This is a genomic window from Ensifer sp. ENS10, assembly GCF_014852025.1.
Classification (GTDB): domain Bacteria; phylum Pseudomonadota; class Alphaproteobacteria; order Rhizobiales; family Rhizobiaceae; genus Ensifer.
In genome coordinates this window covers 454,323-470,384 of sequence record NZ_JACVAS010000002.1, presented here as the reverse complement: position 1 = coordinate 470,384, position 16,062 = coordinate 454,323, and the positions used below count along the sequence as shown (strand labels likewise).

The window sequence follows — 16,062 nt, the reverse complement described above, 5'->3', positions numbered from 1 at the left end:
ATCGCATTCATTGTGGGTTCACGTCATTCCGCGAAACTGCCGCCTGTTTCCAAACGGACAGGTGATGAGATGAAGAAGATTGCCATCGTCATAATGGCGGCGGTTACGGCTCTTTCGGGCATCACGCCGGCGAATGCCGTGCCGGCGGTTGCCATCGAGCGGGCGCAGAAGAGCGACGTCGAGCTGGTGCAGCACCGGGAATGGAACGGCGGACACTATCGCCGGCGTCCGCCGGGTTGGCATGGCGGCTATCGCCCGCGCCCCGGTTGGGACGGCGGCTACCGTCCGCGGCCAGGCTGGCATGGCGGCTATCGTCCGCGTCCGGGCTGGGATGGCGGCTACCGCTATGGACACTATAACGGCTACCGCGGCTATCGCTACGAGCGCTATGGCTATCGCCGCCATAATGACGGCTGGTGGTATCCGCTGGCGGCCTTTGGCACCGGCGTCATCATCGGCGGCGCCATTGCCGCGCCGCCGCGCCGGGCGGATGCCGGCGTGAACCCGCGGCACGTGGACTGGTGCTATGCCCGCTACCGCTCGTACCGCGCTTGGGACAATTCGTTCCAGCCCTATGGCGGCCCGCGCCAGCAGTGCTATTCGCCCTATTTCTGAGCGAAGCGCGTTCCAAAAAAAAGGCCCGTCGGTTGTGGTGACCGGCGGGCTTTTCTGTTCATGCTTGCAAGTCAGTTAGCCGCATGTCGTTTATCGCAAAACCGCTGCCCACTTTTGCGCGACATGCCTATCGGCTGCTCTTCGGAAGCTCCTCGTCGAAGCGGGTCTTTTCGCGCGCCGGGTCGTCGTCGAGGATTTTCTCCTCGCCGTCTTCGGGCAGGGCGTCGTCCGGGTTCACATTGGCCTCATCGCGGCTCGGAACCGGCGGCACGCGGCCCTGGTCACCCGGCGGAATGTCATCGCCCTCAGGAACCAGATCGACCGGCAACGGCGGGATCCTGCCGATCGGCACGACGGTCGGTTCTGCGGGTTGCGACAGGTCTTCGGGTGTCTGCCTGAGATCACGTGATTTCGGGTTCGCCTTGCTCATCCTCGCATCTCCTCGGTTGGTCATGTCGAAGGAGTAAGGCGAGGAGGCGGGAAAGGTTCCCGGCTGCCGGGCAAGGGGAACGTCTGTGAGAGGAAGGGAGCCAAAGTGCTCGCTGTCGCCAGTCGACGCTGTCCGCGCTCAAGATGGTGCGGCCCGGCGAACGAGTGGCGCTGCGAAGCGGGCGCTTGCGCGCTTAGCACGTTTCATGGAAGAGCCAGCGGCTCTAAAGCGTCGCGATCTTTCAGATTCGCTCCTTGCGCTTTAAGTTCTTGATATTTCGCATGTCGTTGTCGCAAAACCGCTGCGCACTTTTGCGCGACAGGCTTTAGAACTTCAACCGGGCGTCGTCATGATCGGGAGGACGGTGTGCGTCCTTGCGGCGCATTCCGTAGGCAAGCGCAAGCCCCAGGATGGCGGAGCCGACGACGATGGCGGCGAGTGCGAAGAAATTCTCCATGGCATTTTCCTCCCAAGGGGAAGCTTAACACAGAATGCGCGCAAACAAATGGCGTGGCACCGAGATTGCGCGTCATGGTTACTCAACGCGTTTCGGCGCCGGAGGTTCAATCAGCAAGCGCCGAAGCGAGGCGAACGGTGCCGGCAGGCTCCGTGCATGGCGGTGCTGTCATACGCGGACTGGACAGGCAGCCTGCGGTCGGCGACGCTCGTCACAGGGCCGTTCAGTTTTGGGTTGTCGCAGCAAAACCGCTGCGCACATTTGCGCGACGTGCTTTATTGGTTTGTCGCATGTCGTTATCGCAAAACCGCTACGCACTTTTGCGCGACATGCTTTAGTAGCCGGAGCTTCCGCCGCCCTGGCTCATGCCTTGGCCGCCTTGCGTGCCCTGGTTTCCCTGGCTTGGGGCAGGGGCGGTGCTGCGGCTGGCCTGGTCGGTGGTGCAGCCGGCAAGCGCGACAAGCGCCGCGATAACAGCGGCAAGCAGATATCGTGGGGTCATGGGATCCTCCCGTCGTCGTGGGAACGGCCTTCGACCGCCTCGCCATCGAACCGGACATGGCGCGCTTGGTCATGGCCGGCGCTCCATTGCCGCGGGACCGCGGGGCAAAGGCAGTGTCGCGTGCCGGGCGTAACTATATCACCAAACGATGGGAGCGGGCGGGCGAGACGGCAGGTGGGCGTGAGGCGAGCGACGCAGGCGGCTCGCGAAAAAAGAACAAAACAGAAACAAATTTAGGCAAAGGGGCTTGCCAAACGGCCAGAAGCGGGCTAAGGATATTACAGGCTGGCCGTTTCGTCATTGAAGCGGCCTTTTTGATTCCGGGGTCAGCTAAGGCGAGCGGCCTACAGCGCCGCGCGTCTTATCAGCCGCGCAAAGGTCGCCTGACCGTTGCGGATCGTTACGGTGCTTCGCGAAGGCCGGTTGGCGCTTGCTATGCTTCCTGTTTGGCGATCTTGCCGGAAACGGCGCGGGCGGGCTCAATTCGCGCGCGCGGTTGCCCAATGTTGCGAAGCCAGCGCGAGGCCTCTTTCGGATCGCGCTCGACGCCGAGCCCCCTTTGATAGATGGTGACGAGACGGGCCTGCGCGGCGGGATGACCCTGGCGGGCGGCCTGCCGGTTCCAGTGAAGCGAGGCGGCGTAGTGTTCCTCGCCGCCGTCGTTGAAATAGATTTCGGCCAGTTTTGCCTGGGCGTCGACGTTCCCCGAGGTGGCCAGTTCAAGCAACCTGGGCGAGATATTCGTTGCGGAGGGCCGCGGGGTGAAAATGGTCTTCAACTTACTGAACGCGTTGCGGATCATCTGACACCTGTTGCATCCATCGCACGGTTCCCGCAGCGGGCCTGCTAGGCTGATAAATTACTCAAAATCTTGAACTACTTTGGCTTTTCCCTGGCTAGCAGGGCGCTTGCGATGCATTCCGCCAAGAGGACCCGAAACGGGGCAACCCGGTGGGCCGCATTGATGACCGGATACAACCTGAAGTCAAGGTTGCAAGCGTGACATCCGGCGTGACACCCGCAATTTTCTGTGATCGGCTGTCACGCTCGGCGCGCGTTGCGCTGTCCGCGGTGACGGCGCTCGACGATTGGCAGGTGCGCCGAGCCATTCGAGCAAAGACGAGGTGACGGACCGAAGTCGAGGCCGAGTGCCTTTTCTGTCAAAGCCGCGGCTGCCAGCAGGCTCAGCGGCTCAGCCTGCCCGGAGTAATTTCCATGACAAGCAAACCAGCCAAGGACCCGAAAACCGGGCGTTTTTTGCCGCGCGCCGACCGGGCAGGTGCGGTCATCCGGCCGCGCGCCCGCAAGGCGGTACGCACCAAACTCGGCGAGCTTTTCCTCGAAGACATGCTTTCGGCCTGGGAAAGCCGCGGGGCAGCGGCGATCCACGCGCTGATCGAGAAGAACCCGCATGATTTCCTGAAGGCCGTCGCGGCGCTGATGCCGAAGGACGTGACCATCAATGCCAACCAGATCGGCGAGATGACGGATGAACAACTCCTTCAGCGGATCCGCAAGCTCGACCAAACCATCCGGCCTTTCCTTGCTGCTCAAGGAGCGGATGGAGCTGGCGATGGAGATCGGGCGCCGGCAGAACACGAATAGGCTGCTCTATTACCGGCCCTATGCGAGGCAGACGGCATTCCATGAAGCAGGGGCCACGTTCCGCGAGCGGCTGTTCATGGCCGGCAATCAGCTCGGCAAGACGCTGGCCGGTGCTGCGGAAGCGGCGATGCATCTGACAGGCGACTATCCCTCTTGGTGGGCGGGCCGACGGTTCGAGCGGCCGATCACGATGATCGGCGGCTCGGAATCGCACGAGCTGACACGCGATGGCGTGCAGCGGCTGCTCGTCGGCCCGCCGATGAGCGAGGAGGATTGGGGCACCGGCTATATCCCGAAATCGAATATTTCAGGCTGGACCCGGCGTTCCAGCGCTTCCGGCGCGCTCGACAGCGTGACGGTGCGCCATGCTTCGGGCGGCACCTCGACGCTGCTTCTCAAAGCCTATGAGCAGGGCCGGGCGAAATGGCAGGCAAACACGGTGGACTATGTCTGGTTCGACGAGGAGCCGCCGGAGGATGTCTATTTCGAGGGCATCACCCGCACCAATGCGACGGGCGGCTCGGTCGCCGTGACCTTTACGCCGCTGAAAGGCATGAGCTCGGTCGTCAGCCGCTACCTGCTGGAACCCTCCGAAGACCGGACCGTGGTGACGATGACGATTGACGATGCCGAGCACTACACGCCGCAGGAGCGCGCGAAGATCGTTGCGAGCTACCCGGCGCATGAGAAGGAAGCGCGCACCAAGGGTGTGCCGACACTCGGCTCCGGCCGGATTTTCCCGGTGACCGAGGAACAGATCCGCGTCGAGCCGTTCGAGATACCCAGGCATTGGGTGCAGATCGGCGGGCTCGACTTCGGCTGGGACCACCCCTTTGCCGCAGCGCTTTGCGCCTGGGACCGGGAGGCCGATGTCTTCTATGTGACCCGGGTCTACCGCGAGCGCGAGGCGACGCCGATCATCCATGCGGCGGCGCTCAAACCTTGGGGGCCCTGGCTGCCGTGGGCGTGGCCGCATGACGGGCTGCAGCACGACAAGGGCTCGGGCGAGCAGCTGGCGGCGCAATATCGCGGGCAGGGGCTGGCGATGCTTTTGGAGCGTGCGACCTTCGACGACGGCACCAACGGCGTCGAGGCGGGGATCTCCGACATGCTGCAGCGCATGCAGACCGGGCGCTTCAAGGTGTTTTCCACTGCGAGCGAATGGTTCGAGGAGTTCAGGCTCTACCACCGCAAGGATGGCCGGATCGTGAAAGAGCGCGACGACGTGATTTCGGCCTCTCGTTATGCGCTGATGATGAAACGCTTTGCCCGGGTGAAGGCGGACGCCGCCGCCTGGGCCTTTACCGATCGGAAGGTTCTCTGATGGCAGAGAACACCCTTGCCGGAAGCGAACTTTTAACGCGGGCTCGCTACCAGTGCGGGTATGTATTTTTTCTGGGGAAGCAAACGAAGGCTGATTTGGGCGCTGCTTGGCGTGCTGTTGGCGATTTCGATTTCAGCCGCCTACTGCACCAGAGCGGCATCGTAACGGCCAGGAGCGCCACGCTCTCGGTCTATGCCTGGACAATACTGTCTTTCACCTTCATTGCCGCGTTGATACTGTGGCGCGAGCCCGACTACGTTTCCAGGTTCTTCGACGTTATTCCGGTGGCAGAGATGAAGCGAGCCTACCTGGGGCTCGGAGGCTTAGTGACGTTCGCTGCCCTGTCGAGTGGCATGGCGCGGCAAGAGGGGTTCATGCCCATCGCTCAGTTCGTCGCGTCGGCCAGTGGCATATTCGTTCTCCCAGACTGGTTGGCCGCGGTCAGGTCTCATCGAAGGTCTCGCCGCAAGGGGTGATGCAATCGATCGACGGCTGCCCTCCGTTGCCGACCTGTCCAACATTCTGCAACAACAAGCGGTGAGCTGGCGACCTAAGGTTTCTCACCCCGGTGTTCGCCGTCACCAATCCCTCACGACAAAACGATGTTCATGCGACATCTTTCCGCTGCCGATCAACCCCAGGGCGCGGCCGCACCCGTTCGGGCCGCGCGTGACAACGGCAGCATCTCAACCATATTCCTCCCTGAAAGGTTCTCTGATGGCAGCGATGACGAAACCGGAACTGACGGAGCTCGTGAGCCAGCTCGTCAGGGATTGCGAGGACTATCGCGACCAGCTTTCGGCCACGCGTGTGCGGGCAATGGAATACTACGACGGCGTGATGGCCGACGTGCCGGCGGAAGCGAACCGCTCGAAGGTGGTTTCGCGCGACGTGCGGGCGGCGGTGAAGAAGGTGCTGCCTTCGCTCATCCGCACCGTGCTTGGCAATGACAAGGTGGTGGAATACCAGCCGGTCAACCAGGGCGACGAGGCAGGCGCCGAGCAGGCGACCGACTACATCAACTACATCGTCTTTCCCGAAAGCGACGGCTATGACGCGGTGCAGGATGCAGCGCATGACGCGCTGAAGCTCGGCAACGGCGTGATCCGCTGGTGGTACGAGAAGAAGAAAAGCGTCGAGGTTTCGACCCATAGCGGGCTCGACGAGGCCGCCCTGGTGCAACTGATCGCCGACGACACGGTGGAGGTGCTGGAACAGGCGCAATCGGTCGAACGGATCGAGCTGCCCACCGGGCCGGTGGAGCAGCCGGTCTTCACCGTCAAGATCCGCCGTACGGCCGAGCGTGGGGCGACAAGGCTTGCCGCCGTGCCGCTCGAGGAATTCCTCGTTCATCCAGATGCGATCTCGATCGACGACAGCCCGATTGCCGGCATCAAGCGGCGGATGCGCCGCTCGGATCTGATCGCCATGGCTACGACCGTGATCTCGTCGAAGGTTTTGCCATTGCCGGTAATGCCGATGGCGAGGACGAAGAATTTGCCCGCAGGCGATAGGCTTCGGGAGTGGAGGAAGGCAATGTGCGCTGTTGGATTTGGCAATTCCATACGCGTTCTGATGGCGCTGGGTGCCTTGGCAACGGCAACGCCTGCGACGGCAGAGCCAGGGCGTTTTGGTCTCAATCCGGCCATCCGCAAATGGCTCGACGGCAACCATGATTTTCCAATTGCCAAGTATGTTCCTCCGACGGATGAGGAGAGCCGTAGAGTGATGCCATCGCTCTCCGCGCGGCAATTCCGTCTCGGTCTCGTTAGTGCGGGCGCTTCGCCAGAGGCCGTGGCAACGACGATTGCCGCGATACCTGTGGGCCCCGAACGAGACGAGGCACAGATTGAGTGGGAATATGCCGAGACGTTTCAGCGTGGGCACCCACTCGTCGCGACGGTTGCGGTTGGGCTGGGCCTGTCAGATCTGCAGGTCGATGCTCTGTGGCTCGCGGCAGTCAATCTCTAGCCGCCCTCTGCTATACAGGTGATTTATGAACCGATCGGTATTCTTTGCCGCTCTCCGGCGACGGGGCAGCGTGGTGTTCGGCATCTCTCTATCTGTCCTACAGATGGCAGGCGTTGACGCTATCGTCGACGAGGCGCGTCGCCGTGGTGTCAGCCTCTGCCAACTGGCAGCGATCCTTGCAACCGTCTACCACGAAACCGGCAGCTCCATGCTGCCGGTTGAAGAAAATCTCAATTATTCCGCGAAGCGGCTCACCCAAGTGTGGCCTGCTCGATTCCCGACACTTGCGAGTGCCGAACCCTATGCTGGCAAGCCGCAAAAGCTTGCGAACCGGGTCTATGGCGGGCGGCTCGGGAATGTGGAGGCCGATGACGGGTGGCGCTATCGCGGGCGCGGTTTGGCCCAGATAACCGGCAAGGCGAATTATGCGAAGTTCGGCATCGCGGCGGCACCTGAACAGGCGAGCGAGATGGCGACCGCAGTGCGCATCCTGTTCGACGGCATGACGGAGGGGCTTTTTACCGGGAAACGGCTTTCCGACTTCGACACGGACGAGAGCCTTTCCGGGGCGGCAACCGGCTATCGTTATGCGGCATCCCGCGCGATCATCAATGGTGACATCAGGCAAAATGGTCCGAAGATCGAGGCTTATGGTCGGGCGTTCGAGGCGGCATTGCGGGAAGCCGGATATGGCCGGAGTGGCCAGCAAAAGGTGGGGCCGGCAGAGGCGGGCGTCATCGTGGTGCTTCGACCCGGAACGTCGGGATCGGAGGCAAAAGGCGAGGGCGTCAGCGCTTCGGCCCTGTCTCTTGGCAACATCTTCGAACGCCTTGTCACCGTGATTGTCTCAATTTTCGCGAGGCGGGCGAAATGAGCGCCGTGATGATCCGCATCGTGTTGCGCTATGGCGCCGGCTTGCTTGTTGCGAAGGGCTTGCTGGCGCCTGAAACCGGTCCCGCGATTGCCGATGATCCGGACATCCAGATGCTGTTGGAGGTTGGCGTCGGCCTTGCTGCCGGCGTCCTCTCCGAAACCTGGTACGTGCTCGCGCGCCGCCTTGGCTGGGCCAGATGATGCTACCCTGGCCGAAGTTGTTGGCTGGCGGCTTGTTACTCGCCGGCATCGTCTGGCTCGTTCACGAAATCCGGGCCGACGGTGCCCGTTCCATAGCCAATGCTATCGAAAGGCAGAACAATGACGCTCAGAGCCGCGCTCGCGAAAAGCGCTTTGATTACGATTCCTGCCTTGATGCAGGCGGGTTGTGGAACTTCGCAACCGGCCAGTGTTCCGGGTCTGCGGGGCGTCGTCGGAACTGATCTCGTCGGCGCGCGCGGCGCGACTGCGGCCGATCAACGCCGGATTGATCGCACGGCCGTTGGCCTCTGTGCTGCGGAAATCTGGACACGGGCGGAATGCGCCAGGCATGGTGGGCGCGCCGATGTCGGCAGTTGAAATCGATGTTGCCGTTCACCGCCAGCTCGGCGAATTGGTTGCGGGCATGCGCGGCTTGCAAGAATCCATCCGCCGGATCGAGGAGGGCAGCCGCCGTGCCGAGGACAAGTACGCCGCCATTCATGGCAGCGTACATCTACGCATGGAGCAGCTGGTCGATCGCGTGGGTGAGATCGAGGCGTCTGTCTCGGCGATCGGTGCGGACGTCGCGGAGATGAAGCCGGTGACCGACGACGTCAGGCGCTGGAAGCTGATGGGGATCGGCGCATTGGGCGTCACCGGCATCGCGGCGATGGCGCTGGGCGTCAGCTTCGCCGAGGCGATCCGCCGCGTCGTCTTTGTCATCATGGGCAAGGGCTGACGGGGCCGTCTGAGATCGGAGGCGACGGCAACGCCGTCTTGGTGACCCCGAAGGGATAGAAAACGCAAAAACCGCCGCGCGCCCGTTGGGGCGCGCGGCGTGCATTGAATATAGTGGTTTGGAACGATCTTCCTTGGACGAGCGGTCAATCCAGATCTGACTTGTCTCGGAACTCGGCCGGCAAATCTCGTCGACCCAGCTTAGGCCTTCGCGGCGCCCATGATCGGCTTGTTGTCCTTTATCGGGGGAGCGCCAGGTGGCGAGAACCTACCAGGAGATGCGCTGTGGGCTGTCACTTTGGTCGGGTCTTGAGCGGATGCAGCTTGCTGGCGCGCTCAATCGATGGAGCGCCCTAGGTCACAAAGCCGGCACCGCATTCGGCGCTCCTGCGGCCATTCGCCGGGCACCATCCGATACCGAGAAGCGGAGGCGATATTCCTTTGGCGAGAGACCGAGGATCTTGCGGAAGATCTTGCGGTAGGCGTTGGTGTCGTCATAGCCGCTCTGCCAGGCAACCTGCTCGATCGAGAGATGCGAACGCTCCAGCAGATCGCGTGACTTGGCGATCCGCAGCCGCTGGCAATACTCCGTCGGATTGAAGCCGGTCGCCCTCTGGAAGCGACGCAGGAACGTGCGGTCGCCGAGCCCGGCGCGCTCCGCCATCATCTGCAGCGTCACGCCCTTGGTGCTGGTGCCATGCAGCCAGTGCTGGATCTTGAGGATGACGTTGTCGCCGTGATCGAGCTTCGGCGCGAAGACGCTGTAGTAGCTCTGCTCGCGCGCGCCGGGATCGATAATCATGTACCGCGCCGTTGCCAGCATGACGTCGGTTCCGAGGAACCGGTCGACGAGTTTCAGCCCGAGATCGATCCAGGCCATCATGCCGCCGGCGGTGATGATGTCGCCCTCGTCGATCAGCAGCCTGTCGGTGTCGACGCGGATATTGCCGTAGCGGTTGGCGATCAGGTCCTGGTGCGACCAGTGCGTGGTGATGGTACGGCCAGCAGCGAGGCCCGATTCGGCGAGCAGATAGGCGCCGCCGCAGACCGAACAGATGGTCGTGCCGCGTTGATGCTGCTCGCGCACGAAGGCGGGCAGGGTGCCGATGCGCTCCCCGACCGGCAGATCGGCGAGCGTCGGCGGCAGGATCAGCGCCACCAGGCTCGAGGAGGGATCCTGGTGGGTGTCGCGTGATTTCGCCACCGAGCCGTCTTCCTGCAGCTTCCAATGGCTGATGCGGATCTGGGGAGCGTCTACCCCGCTCTGTTCGACCGATTGCATGCTCGCCACCTGGAACATGTCGGTCAGCCCGTGGATCGCCGACATCAGGGCGCGCGGGTAGACGACGATGCCGATCTCCGCCGGTTCGCTTTCCGCTCGTTTTGTCACTTCTGCCCCCATCGTTGTCAGCTTTGCCGGTCGAGAGGTTAGGCCCCCCGATTTATCAATTCAACCATCGCTTCCACGGGATGGAAGCCGGGCAACAGAGATCAAAGAGGTGAGGACAATGACACAGGCAAAAGCAGTTTCCGCAACCGTTTCCAATGGCCTTTCGCGCCGCAACGTTCTTTCGGCAGCCTTCGGTGCCGCCGCCACCGCCGCCGCGGTCAACGCAATGAACATTCCGGCCAAGGCCGCATCCGCCACCGCATCAACCGCCGGCGCGTCCGGCACCGAGGGAGCAAAGACCATGGGCAGCCGCATCACCACCCGCGATGGCGTCGAGATCTACTACAAGGACTGGGGTCCAAAGGATGGCCCGGTCGTCGTGCTCAGCCACGGCTGGCCGCTGTCGTCGGACAGCTGGGAAGCGCAGGCCTTCCACCTCGCCGCCAATGGCTTCCGCGTCATCACCCATGACCGCCGCGGCCATGGCCGCTCGTCGCAGCCCTGGGACGGCAACGACATGGATCATTATGCCGACGATCTGGCCGATCTGATCAATGCGCTCGATCTGAAGGGCATCTTCCTTGCGGGCTTTTCCACCGGCGGCGGCGAGATCAGCCGTTACATCGGCCGCCACGGCACCAGCCGCGTCGCCAAGGCCGGGTTGATCTCGGCGGTGCCGCCGCTGATGGTCAAGACCGACAAGAACCCCGGCGGCCTGCCGAAGGAGGTGTTCGACGGGCTGCAGGCGGCAAGCCTCAAGGATCGCTCGAAGCTCTACCGCGATATCGCCTCGGGTCCGTTCTTCGGCTTCAACCGCCCGGGTGCGGTTGCCTCTCAGGGCATGATCGACAGTTTCTGGCTGCAGGGCATGATGGGCGGTCACAAGAACACCTATGACTCGATCGTTGCCTTCTCGCAGACCGATTTCACCGAGGACCTGAAGAAGTTCGATGTGCCGACCCTGATCATCCATGGCGATGACGACCAGATCGTGCCGATCGACGCGGCCGCGCGGGCTTCGAAGAAGCTCGTCCCACATGCGGAACTGAAGGTCTATGCCGGTGCCCCGCATGGCATCACCGACACACACAAGGACCAGCTCAGCGCCGACCTGCTCGCCTTTGCCAAGGCCTGATGCTTGCTCGCCGGTGGCGCCCAAGGGGCGCACCGGCACCTTTCCTCAGACGTTTCAGCCAAGGACTAAAGCCATGACCTCTTCCCGCATTTCCACCGACGCATCCGGTCTCGATCGTCGTGAATTCCTTGCCGGTTCCAGCGCGATTGCTGCTTCCGTCCTCCTGCCGAAAGGTGCCTACGCCGCTGACATCCATCGCCTTCGGCACGGCAGCTTCGATATTTCCGTCGTCAGCGACGGCTTCATCATGCTGCCGGTGAGCATCGTGCTGCCGGATGCGACGCCTGAAGAGCGGCCGGACATCATGCGCCGCCTCGGCGGCACGCCCGAACGCGCGCCGTTTCATACCAATATCCCCGTCATCCGCACCGGCGGTGATCTGATCGTGGTCGACGACGGCTCCGGCAATCACTTCCAGGAGAGCGCCGGCAAGCTCCGCGCCAATCTGTTGGCCGCTGGCATCGATCCGGGCCTGGTGACGAAGGTGGTACTGACCCACGCCCATCCCGATCATGCCGGAGGCACCCTTGGCGTCGACGGCAAACTGACCTTTCCGAACGCGCAGTATTTCGTTTCGGAGGCCGAGTGGCAGTTCTGGACCGATCCGAACTTCGAAAAGGTGATGCCGCAGGCGTTGCATGGCTTTGCCAAGGGCGCGCAGCGCGACCTCTTTGCCGTTCAGGACCGCCTGACCCTGGTCAAGCCCGGCGACGAGATCGTCAGCGGCATGCAGGTGTTCGATACGCGCGGCCATACGCCCGGCCACATCTCGCTTCAGCTTGCCGGTGGCGACGGGGCGGGACATGACGGCCTGGTGATCACGGGCGATGCGGTGACCAGCAATGTCGTCTTTTTCGAACATCCCGACTGGCATTTCGGCTTCGACATGGATGCCGAACTGGCCTTGAAGAACCGCAAGGCCCTGATCGACAGGGCGGCATCGGAGCGGCTAGCGTTGCTTGGCTATCACTGGGCCCATCCGGGGATCGGGCGCGCCGAGCGGAACGGCTCAGCCTATCGTTTCGTCGCGGCGTTGTAACCGCGACGAGTAGTCCTCAACGAACGCGAGCGACGTTGCCGACGGGCGCCTTCTCAAGCGCCCATCGATCCATTCTCAGAGTGCGAGCTCGCTGTCCTTGATGTCGCTGATCGGCGCGAGGAACGGCAGGTCGAACGGACGCAGATCGTTGCGTTTGGCGGTCAGCCGCGGCCAGTCGGGATTGACGAGCGCGCCGCGGCCAAGCGCGATCATGTCGGCCCCGGCTTCCATCACCTCCTCTGCGCGTGCGAGATCGTGCAGACTGCCATTGGCGATGAGGAACAGGCGCGGCGCGTGGCGATGGGCAAGCGCCACGAGTGAGGCGTCGCCGCCGTCGAAGGCCGGCTTCCAGGCTTCGAACTCGGTCACGTGAACGAAATCGGCCGGACTTTCGGCCAGCGTCTTGAACACGCGCGCTGCACCCGGTTCGCGTTCGGCCCATTTGTGCCTGAAGTCGTTGACCTTGCCCTGGGAGAGGCGCAGTCCGAGCGGGACGTTGGGGCCTATCGCCGCGCGCACAGCCTTCAGCACCTCGAGCGACAGACCGAGCCGCTGCACGATATCGCCGCCCCAGCGGTCTGTCCGCCGGTTCGAGAAATCGGTGAAGAACTGATCGAGCAGGTAGCCGTTGGCGCCGTGGATCTCGATGCCGTCGAAGCCGGCGACCTCGATGGCCAAGCGAGCGGCATTGGCGAAGCCCTCGATCGCTTCGGCAATCTCGACCTCGCTGATCTCGCGCGGCAAAGGATAGGGGCCGTCGCCATGGTAGCCGGTCATCTGGGTGCCCTTCGGACGTATGGCCGAGGGGCCTACCGTATCCGGGCGGTAGGGGTTGCCCTGTGCCAATGCGCCGCCATGCATGAGCTGCGCGAAGATGCGGCCACCGGCGGCGTGGACTGCATCGACGACGCGGCGCCAGGCAGCCGCCTGTTCCCTGTCGGTCAGGCCGGGCTGGTCCCTGTAGGTCTGGGAATAAGCCTTGTCGGTGTAGATGCCTTCGGTCGTGATCAGGCTGAAGCCGCCTCGGGCGAAGCGTTCGTAGTAGCGGCGCATGCGTTCGCCTGGAACGCCTGCAGCCGAAGCGCTGATGCGGGTCATCGGCGCGACCGACAGGCGGTTGCTGAAATCGAGCCCCTTGAAGGTGACGCCAGTGAAAATGGGAGATGGGAGGATCTGTGGCGCGTTCATGTCAGCGGTCTCCGTCAAGCGCGATCGCTTCGATCTCGATCAGTGCATCGGGTAAATAGAGAGAAGAAACCTCGATCATGCTTTCGGCCGGGTAGGGTGCCGAAAGCCACTTGCGGCGAAGGTCGACCATCTTTCCCGCGTCCTTGGTGGAGCGCAGGAAGATCGTGGTCTTGGCGACCTTGTCGAGCCCGGAGCCGGCGGCCTTCAAGGCGCGGTAGAGATTGTGAAAAGCCTGGTTGGCCTGGTGGTCGAAATCGCCAATGCCGACGATTTCGCCGTCGTCACCGATTGCCGCCTGGCCAGAGACGAAGACGAAGCCGTTGGCCCTGATTGCCTGGGAGAGCAGGAACGGCGCGTAGGGATCCGGCGCGGTGACGACCTGTTCAAGATGCATGGAATGTCCTTTCGATAACGGAACGATTTCCGGCGCTCATCTCAACGGCCTGCATCGAGCGCGATCGCTTCGATCTCGATCAGCGCGTCTGGCGAATAGAGCGAGGAGACCTCGACGATGCTGTCGGCGGGGTAGGGTGCCGAAAACCACTTCCGGCGGAGTTCGATGATCTTTGCGAAATTCTCCATGGAGCGCAGGAAGATCGTAACCTTGACGATCTTGTCGAGGCCGGAACCGGCGGCCTTCAAGGCCCGGTCGAGGTTGCGGAAGGCCTGTTCGGCCTGGCGGTCGAAATCGCCTTCGCCGACGAGCTCGCCGTCATCGCCGATCGCCGCCTGCCCTGAGACGAAAACGAAGCCGTTGGCCTTGATCGCTTGCGAAAGCAGGAAGGGCGCGTAGGGATCGGGCTTGGTGATGACCTGTTCGAGAGACATGAGATTATCCTTGCATACTTGAGATTTTCTCAGCTTGGCGCTGTTGCCTTGGCTGTTGAACTCAATATGCTGAGGAGATAGCAGGCTGACAAAGAGTGATTTCTCAGCTGATAGATGAGATGAATTCTTCCATGAGGATGCGATGAGGAAGCTGCCGCCGCTCGGCGCCTTGCGGGTCTTCGAAGCGGCCGCCCGCCGACTGAGCTTCAAGCATGCGGCGGAAGAGCTGAACGTTTCGGCGACCGCCGTCAGCCACCAGATCCGGCAGCTGGAGGAGATGCTGGAGGTCAAGCTCTTCGAGCGCGAGACGCGACAGGTGCATCTGACGGCTGCCGGCAAGGCGCTGTTTCCGGTGCTGCGCGATGGTCTCGATCGCTTCGAGCAGGCGATTGCCGACGTGCGCCGCCAGCAGGGGAGCAAGGTCGCGCGGCTGACCTCGACGGTCGCCTTCGTCGCCAAGCGTCTGGCGCCGCTCGCCGGCTCGTTTCGCGAAGCCTATCCGGACTGGACGCTGAGGCTCGACGCTTCCAACCGGACGATCGACCTGGAGGCGGACGCGGACGCCGCAATCCGTCTCGGTGGCGGACACTACCCGGGTCTCATAACCGAGCCGCTCTTTGCCGATCGTTTCGCCCCGGTCTGCGCGCCGCGACTGGTGCCGGCAAGTGCTGCGGATCTCAAACGCTCAACGCTCATTCATTTCGATTGGGGTGCGGCTCGGCGAGACGAGCCGCGTGCGCCGGTCTGGCGGCAATGGCTGGAGCGGGCTGGCATCGCAGATGTCGATGCGAACGCGGGTCTTTCGTTTACCGATGAAATCCATGCCGTTCAGGCCGCCGTAGCCGGGCAGGGCATCGGCCTTTTGAGCCTGACGCTGGTCGCCGAGGAACTCGCCTCGGGCATTCTCGTCCAGCCTTTTCCTGTGACGCTCGAAAGCGACCGCTACGATCTCGTCTATAGCCCACGGATGGCAGATCGACCGGCGACGCAGTTGTTGCGCGATTGGGTGATCGCGCAATTCGGCAGCGGCGACTGCCGCTCCCTCCCATAGTCGCCCCACGAAATGCGTCAGTCAAAATCGAAAATATCATCCGGCTGCCAGCGCCGGCTGGTGAGGCGCAACGACCGGTCCGGCTCGATGATATAGGTTTCGTAGACCTTGCGGCCGTACTGGTCGATGAACTGGTGCGGCACGATGCTGCCGACAGGCGACTTTGTGAGCTTGGTGCGCGGCTGGCCGCCATAGGTGATGCTGCCGGGGATCGGCTCGAGGTTCGACGAATAGCCGTAATAGCTGGAGCCGCCGCTTGCGGTACAGCCGCTCAGAAGCAGAACGACGGAGAGGGCGGCAAGGGCGTTTTTCATGTCGGCGATCCTCGGTTACGGGTGCGCTTGGTAGGGGAGGCGCAGTCAGGTTCCTCGCCTTCAAATGGACTACGGAACGCGCTGCAACACTTTGATCTATTGTACAATTTCCTGATGCAAATCCAAGGGCTCGCAATTATCTAGGCAAGCCTAGCGCCTGCTTCGAGCAAGCCTGGGGCGACGCGGTGGAGGAAGCAGATGGTCCGCCGGCACCGGCGGCAAAAGCGGCGGCCAAGGCGCTCCAACACCCTTTGCTAAAGTGTAGGGCGGCAACGGTGTTTTCCAAGTCGGCAACGTCGCGTGAATGCCTTGCGGTCGCTGGAGAATTTCGCCTTCGTACCCAGATTTGTCGCTGAGCCGGATTCCGGTGCGGAGAAAGATGCGTTACTTCTCTCGTGAAC

21 protein-coding genes and 1 pseudogene are annotated in these 16,062 nt (G+C 62.8%); 13 read left to right on the top strand and 9 right to left on the bottom strand.

Annotation, left to right across the window (positions count from 1 at the left end; genetic code table 11):
• Nucleotides 1-69: 69 nt before the first annotated feature.
• The gene (locus IB265_RS09220) at nucleotides 70-615 is read left to right on the top strand and encodes a BA14K family protein (protein WP_110879491.1); all 546 of its coding nucleotides are present in this window, start codon (nucleotides 70-72) and stop codon (nucleotides 613-615) included.
• Nucleotides 616-742: 127 nt separating this feature from the next.
• Here the strand turns inward: IB265_RS09220 and IB265_RS09215 are convergent, their stop codons facing one another.
• The 4 genes from IB265_RS09215 to IB265_RS09205 form a co-directional block, all read right to left on the bottom strand.
• On the bottom strand, nucleotides 743-1,045 hold the full coding sequence (locus IB265_RS09215; protein ID WP_113398944.1) for a hypothetical protein: 303 nt from the start codon (nucleotides 1,043-1,045) through the stop codon (nucleotides 743-745).
• Nucleotides 1,046-1,370: 325 nt separating this feature from the next.
• Nucleotides 1,371-1,502, bottom strand: coding sequence for a hypothetical protein (locus tag IB265_RS37325; protein ID WP_255571009.1), 132 nt, complete (start codon nucleotides 1,500-1,502; stop codon nucleotides 1,371-1,373).
• 334 nt (nucleotides 1,503-1,836) lie between these two features.
• Entirely contained in the window at nucleotides 1,837-2,004 is a 168-nt protein-coding gene (locus IB265_RS09210) for a hypothetical protein (protein WP_176907390.1), read from the bottom strand.
• Between the two features lie 433 nt (nucleotides 2,005-2,437).
• Nucleotides 2,438-2,806 carry a tetratricopeptide repeat protein gene (locus tag IB265_RS09205; protein WP_057254007.1) on the bottom strand — a complete coding sequence of 123 codons (369 nt, stop codon included), beginning with the start codon at nucleotides 2,804-2,806 and terminating at the stop codon, nucleotides 2,438-2,440.
• A 413-nt stretch (nucleotides 2,807-3,219) separates the two neighbouring features.
• Here IB265_RS09205 and IB265_RS09200 point away from each other — a divergent pair, with 413 nt between their 5' ends.
• The 9 genes and pseudogenes from IB265_RS09200 to IB265_RS09165 all read left to right on the top strand — a co-directional run bounded on the left by IB265_RS09200 (nucleotide 3,220) and on the right by IB265_RS09165 (nucleotide 8,717).
• Nucleotides 3,220-3,609 carry a hypothetical protein gene (locus IB265_RS09200; protein ID WP_113133112.1) on the top strand — a complete coding sequence of 130 codons (390 nt, stop codon included), beginning with the start codon at nucleotides 3,220-3,222 and terminating at the stop codon, nucleotides 3,607-3,609.
• Nucleotides 3,494-4,933: a terminase large subunit domain-containing protein gene (locus IB265_RS09195; protein WP_112995535.1), complete on the top strand. Its 1,440-nt coding sequence runs from the start codon at nucleotides 3,494-3,496 to the stop codon at nucleotides 4,931-4,933. The genes IB265_RS09200 and IB265_RS09195 overlap by 116 nt, the downstream gene beginning before the upstream one ends.
• Nucleotides 4,933-5,409 (top strand): hypothetical protein, encoded by a 477-nt coding sequence (locus tag IB265_RS09190; RefSeq protein ID WP_113736985.1) that lies wholly within the window; start codon nucleotides 4,933-4,935, stop codon nucleotides 5,407-5,409. Before IB265_RS09195 ends, IB265_RS09190 begins: the two co-directional genes overlap by 1 nt.
• A gap of 241 nt (nucleotides 5,410-5,650) precedes the next feature.
• A pseudogene (locus IB265_RS09185) lies at nucleotides 5,651-6,444 on the top strand (phage portal protein); the annotation flags it as partial.
• Between the two features lie 25 nt (nucleotides 6,445-6,469).
• Nucleotides 6,470-6,904, top strand: coding sequence for a hypothetical protein (locus tag IB265_RS09180; protein ID WP_246805892.1), 435 nt, complete (start codon nucleotides 6,470-6,472; stop codon nucleotides 6,902-6,904).
• Between the two features lie 25 nt (nucleotides 6,905-6,929).
• The gene (locus IB265_RS09175; RefSeq protein WP_162770931.1) at nucleotides 6,930-7,778 is read left to right on the top strand and encodes a hypothetical protein; all 849 of its coding nucleotides are present in this window, start codon (nucleotides 6,930-6,932) and stop codon (nucleotides 7,776-7,778) included.
• Entirely contained in the window at nucleotides 7,775-7,978 is a 204-nt protein-coding gene (locus IB265_RS09170) for a hypothetical protein (RefSeq protein WP_058323330.1), read from the top strand. The genes IB265_RS09175 and IB265_RS09170 overlap by 4 nt, the downstream gene beginning before the upstream one ends.
• Before the next feature lie 120 nt (nucleotides 7,979-8,098).
• Nucleotides 8,099-8,356, top strand: a complete 258-nt coding sequence (locus IB265_RS36625) for a hypothetical protein (protein ID WP_113736983.1) — start codon at nucleotides 8,099-8,101, stop codon at nucleotides 8,354-8,356.
• Nucleotides 8,328-8,717 carry a DUF1515 family protein gene (locus IB265_RS09165; RefSeq protein ID WP_309140267.1) on the top strand — a complete coding sequence of 130 codons (390 nt, stop codon included), beginning with the start codon at nucleotides 8,328-8,330 and terminating at the stop codon, nucleotides 8,715-8,717. Before IB265_RS36625 ends, IB265_RS09165 begins: the two co-directional genes overlap by 29 nt.
• A gap of 357 nt (nucleotides 8,718-9,074) precedes the next feature.
• On the opposite strand, the gene IB265_RS09160 is transcribed toward IB265_RS09165, so the two are convergent.
• The gene (locus tag IB265_RS09160; RefSeq protein ID WP_286161594.1) at nucleotides 9,075-10,106 is read right to left on the bottom strand and encodes a GlxA family transcriptional regulator; all 1,032 of its coding nucleotides are present in this window, start codon (nucleotides 10,104-10,106) and stop codon (nucleotides 9,075-9,077) included.
• A 118-nt stretch (nucleotides 10,107-10,224) separates the two neighbouring features.
• Here IB265_RS09160 and IB265_RS09155 point away from each other — a divergent pair, with 118 nt between their 5' ends.
• Both IB265_RS09155 and IB265_RS09150 read left to right on the top strand, forming a co-directional pair.
• Nucleotides 10,225-11,241, top strand: coding sequence for an alpha/beta fold hydrolase (locus IB265_RS09155; protein ID WP_192494765.1), 1,017 nt, complete (start codon nucleotides 10,225-10,227; stop codon nucleotides 11,239-11,241).
• 73 nt (nucleotides 11,242-11,314) lie between these two features.
• The gene (locus IB265_RS09150) at nucleotides 11,315-12,280 is read left to right on the top strand and encodes an MBL fold metallo-hydrolase (protein WP_192494764.1); all 966 of its coding nucleotides are present in this window, start codon (nucleotides 11,315-11,317) and stop codon (nucleotides 12,278-12,280) included.
• Between the two features lie 75 nt (nucleotides 12,281-12,355).
• Here IB265_RS09150 and IB265_RS09145 read toward each other — a convergent pair whose 3' ends face one another.
• Genes IB265_RS09145 through IB265_RS09135 form a run of 3 tightly spaced genes read right to left on the bottom strand, consistent with a single transcriptional unit; the run spans nucleotide 12,356 to nucleotide 14,296 of the window.
• A complete protein-coding gene (locus IB265_RS09145; protein ID WP_113737991.1) occupies nucleotides 12,356-13,468 on the bottom strand; it encodes an NADH:flavin oxidoreductase in 1,113 nt (370 codons plus the stop codon).
• A gap of 1 nt (nucleotide 13,469) precedes the next feature.
• Nucleotides 13,470-13,862: a RidA family protein gene (locus IB265_RS09140; protein WP_113737992.1), complete on the bottom strand. Its 393-nt coding sequence runs from the start codon at nucleotides 13,860-13,862 to the stop codon at nucleotides 13,470-13,472.
• 41 nt (nucleotides 13,863-13,903) lie between these two features.
• A complete protein-coding gene (locus IB265_RS09135; protein WP_113737993.1) occupies nucleotides 13,904-14,296 on the bottom strand; it encodes a RidA family protein in 393 nt (130 codons plus the stop codon).
• Between the two features lie 142 nt (nucleotides 14,297-14,438).
• Between IB265_RS09135 and IB265_RS09130 the strand changes: the two genes are divergently transcribed.
• Nucleotides 14,439-15,347 carry a LysR substrate-binding domain-containing protein gene (locus IB265_RS09130; protein WP_065377312.1) on the top strand — a complete coding sequence of 303 codons (909 nt, stop codon included), beginning with the start codon at nucleotides 14,439-14,441 and terminating at the stop codon, nucleotides 15,345-15,347.
• 17 nt (nucleotides 15,348-15,364) lie between these two features.
• Here IB265_RS09130 and IB265_RS09125 read toward each other — a convergent pair whose 3' ends face one another.
• Nucleotides 15,365-15,661: a hypothetical protein gene (locus tag IB265_RS09125; RefSeq protein WP_057254026.1), complete on the bottom strand. Its 297-nt coding sequence runs from the start codon at nucleotides 15,659-15,661 to the stop codon at nucleotides 15,365-15,367.
• Nucleotides 15,662-16,062: the final 401 nt, after the last annotated feature.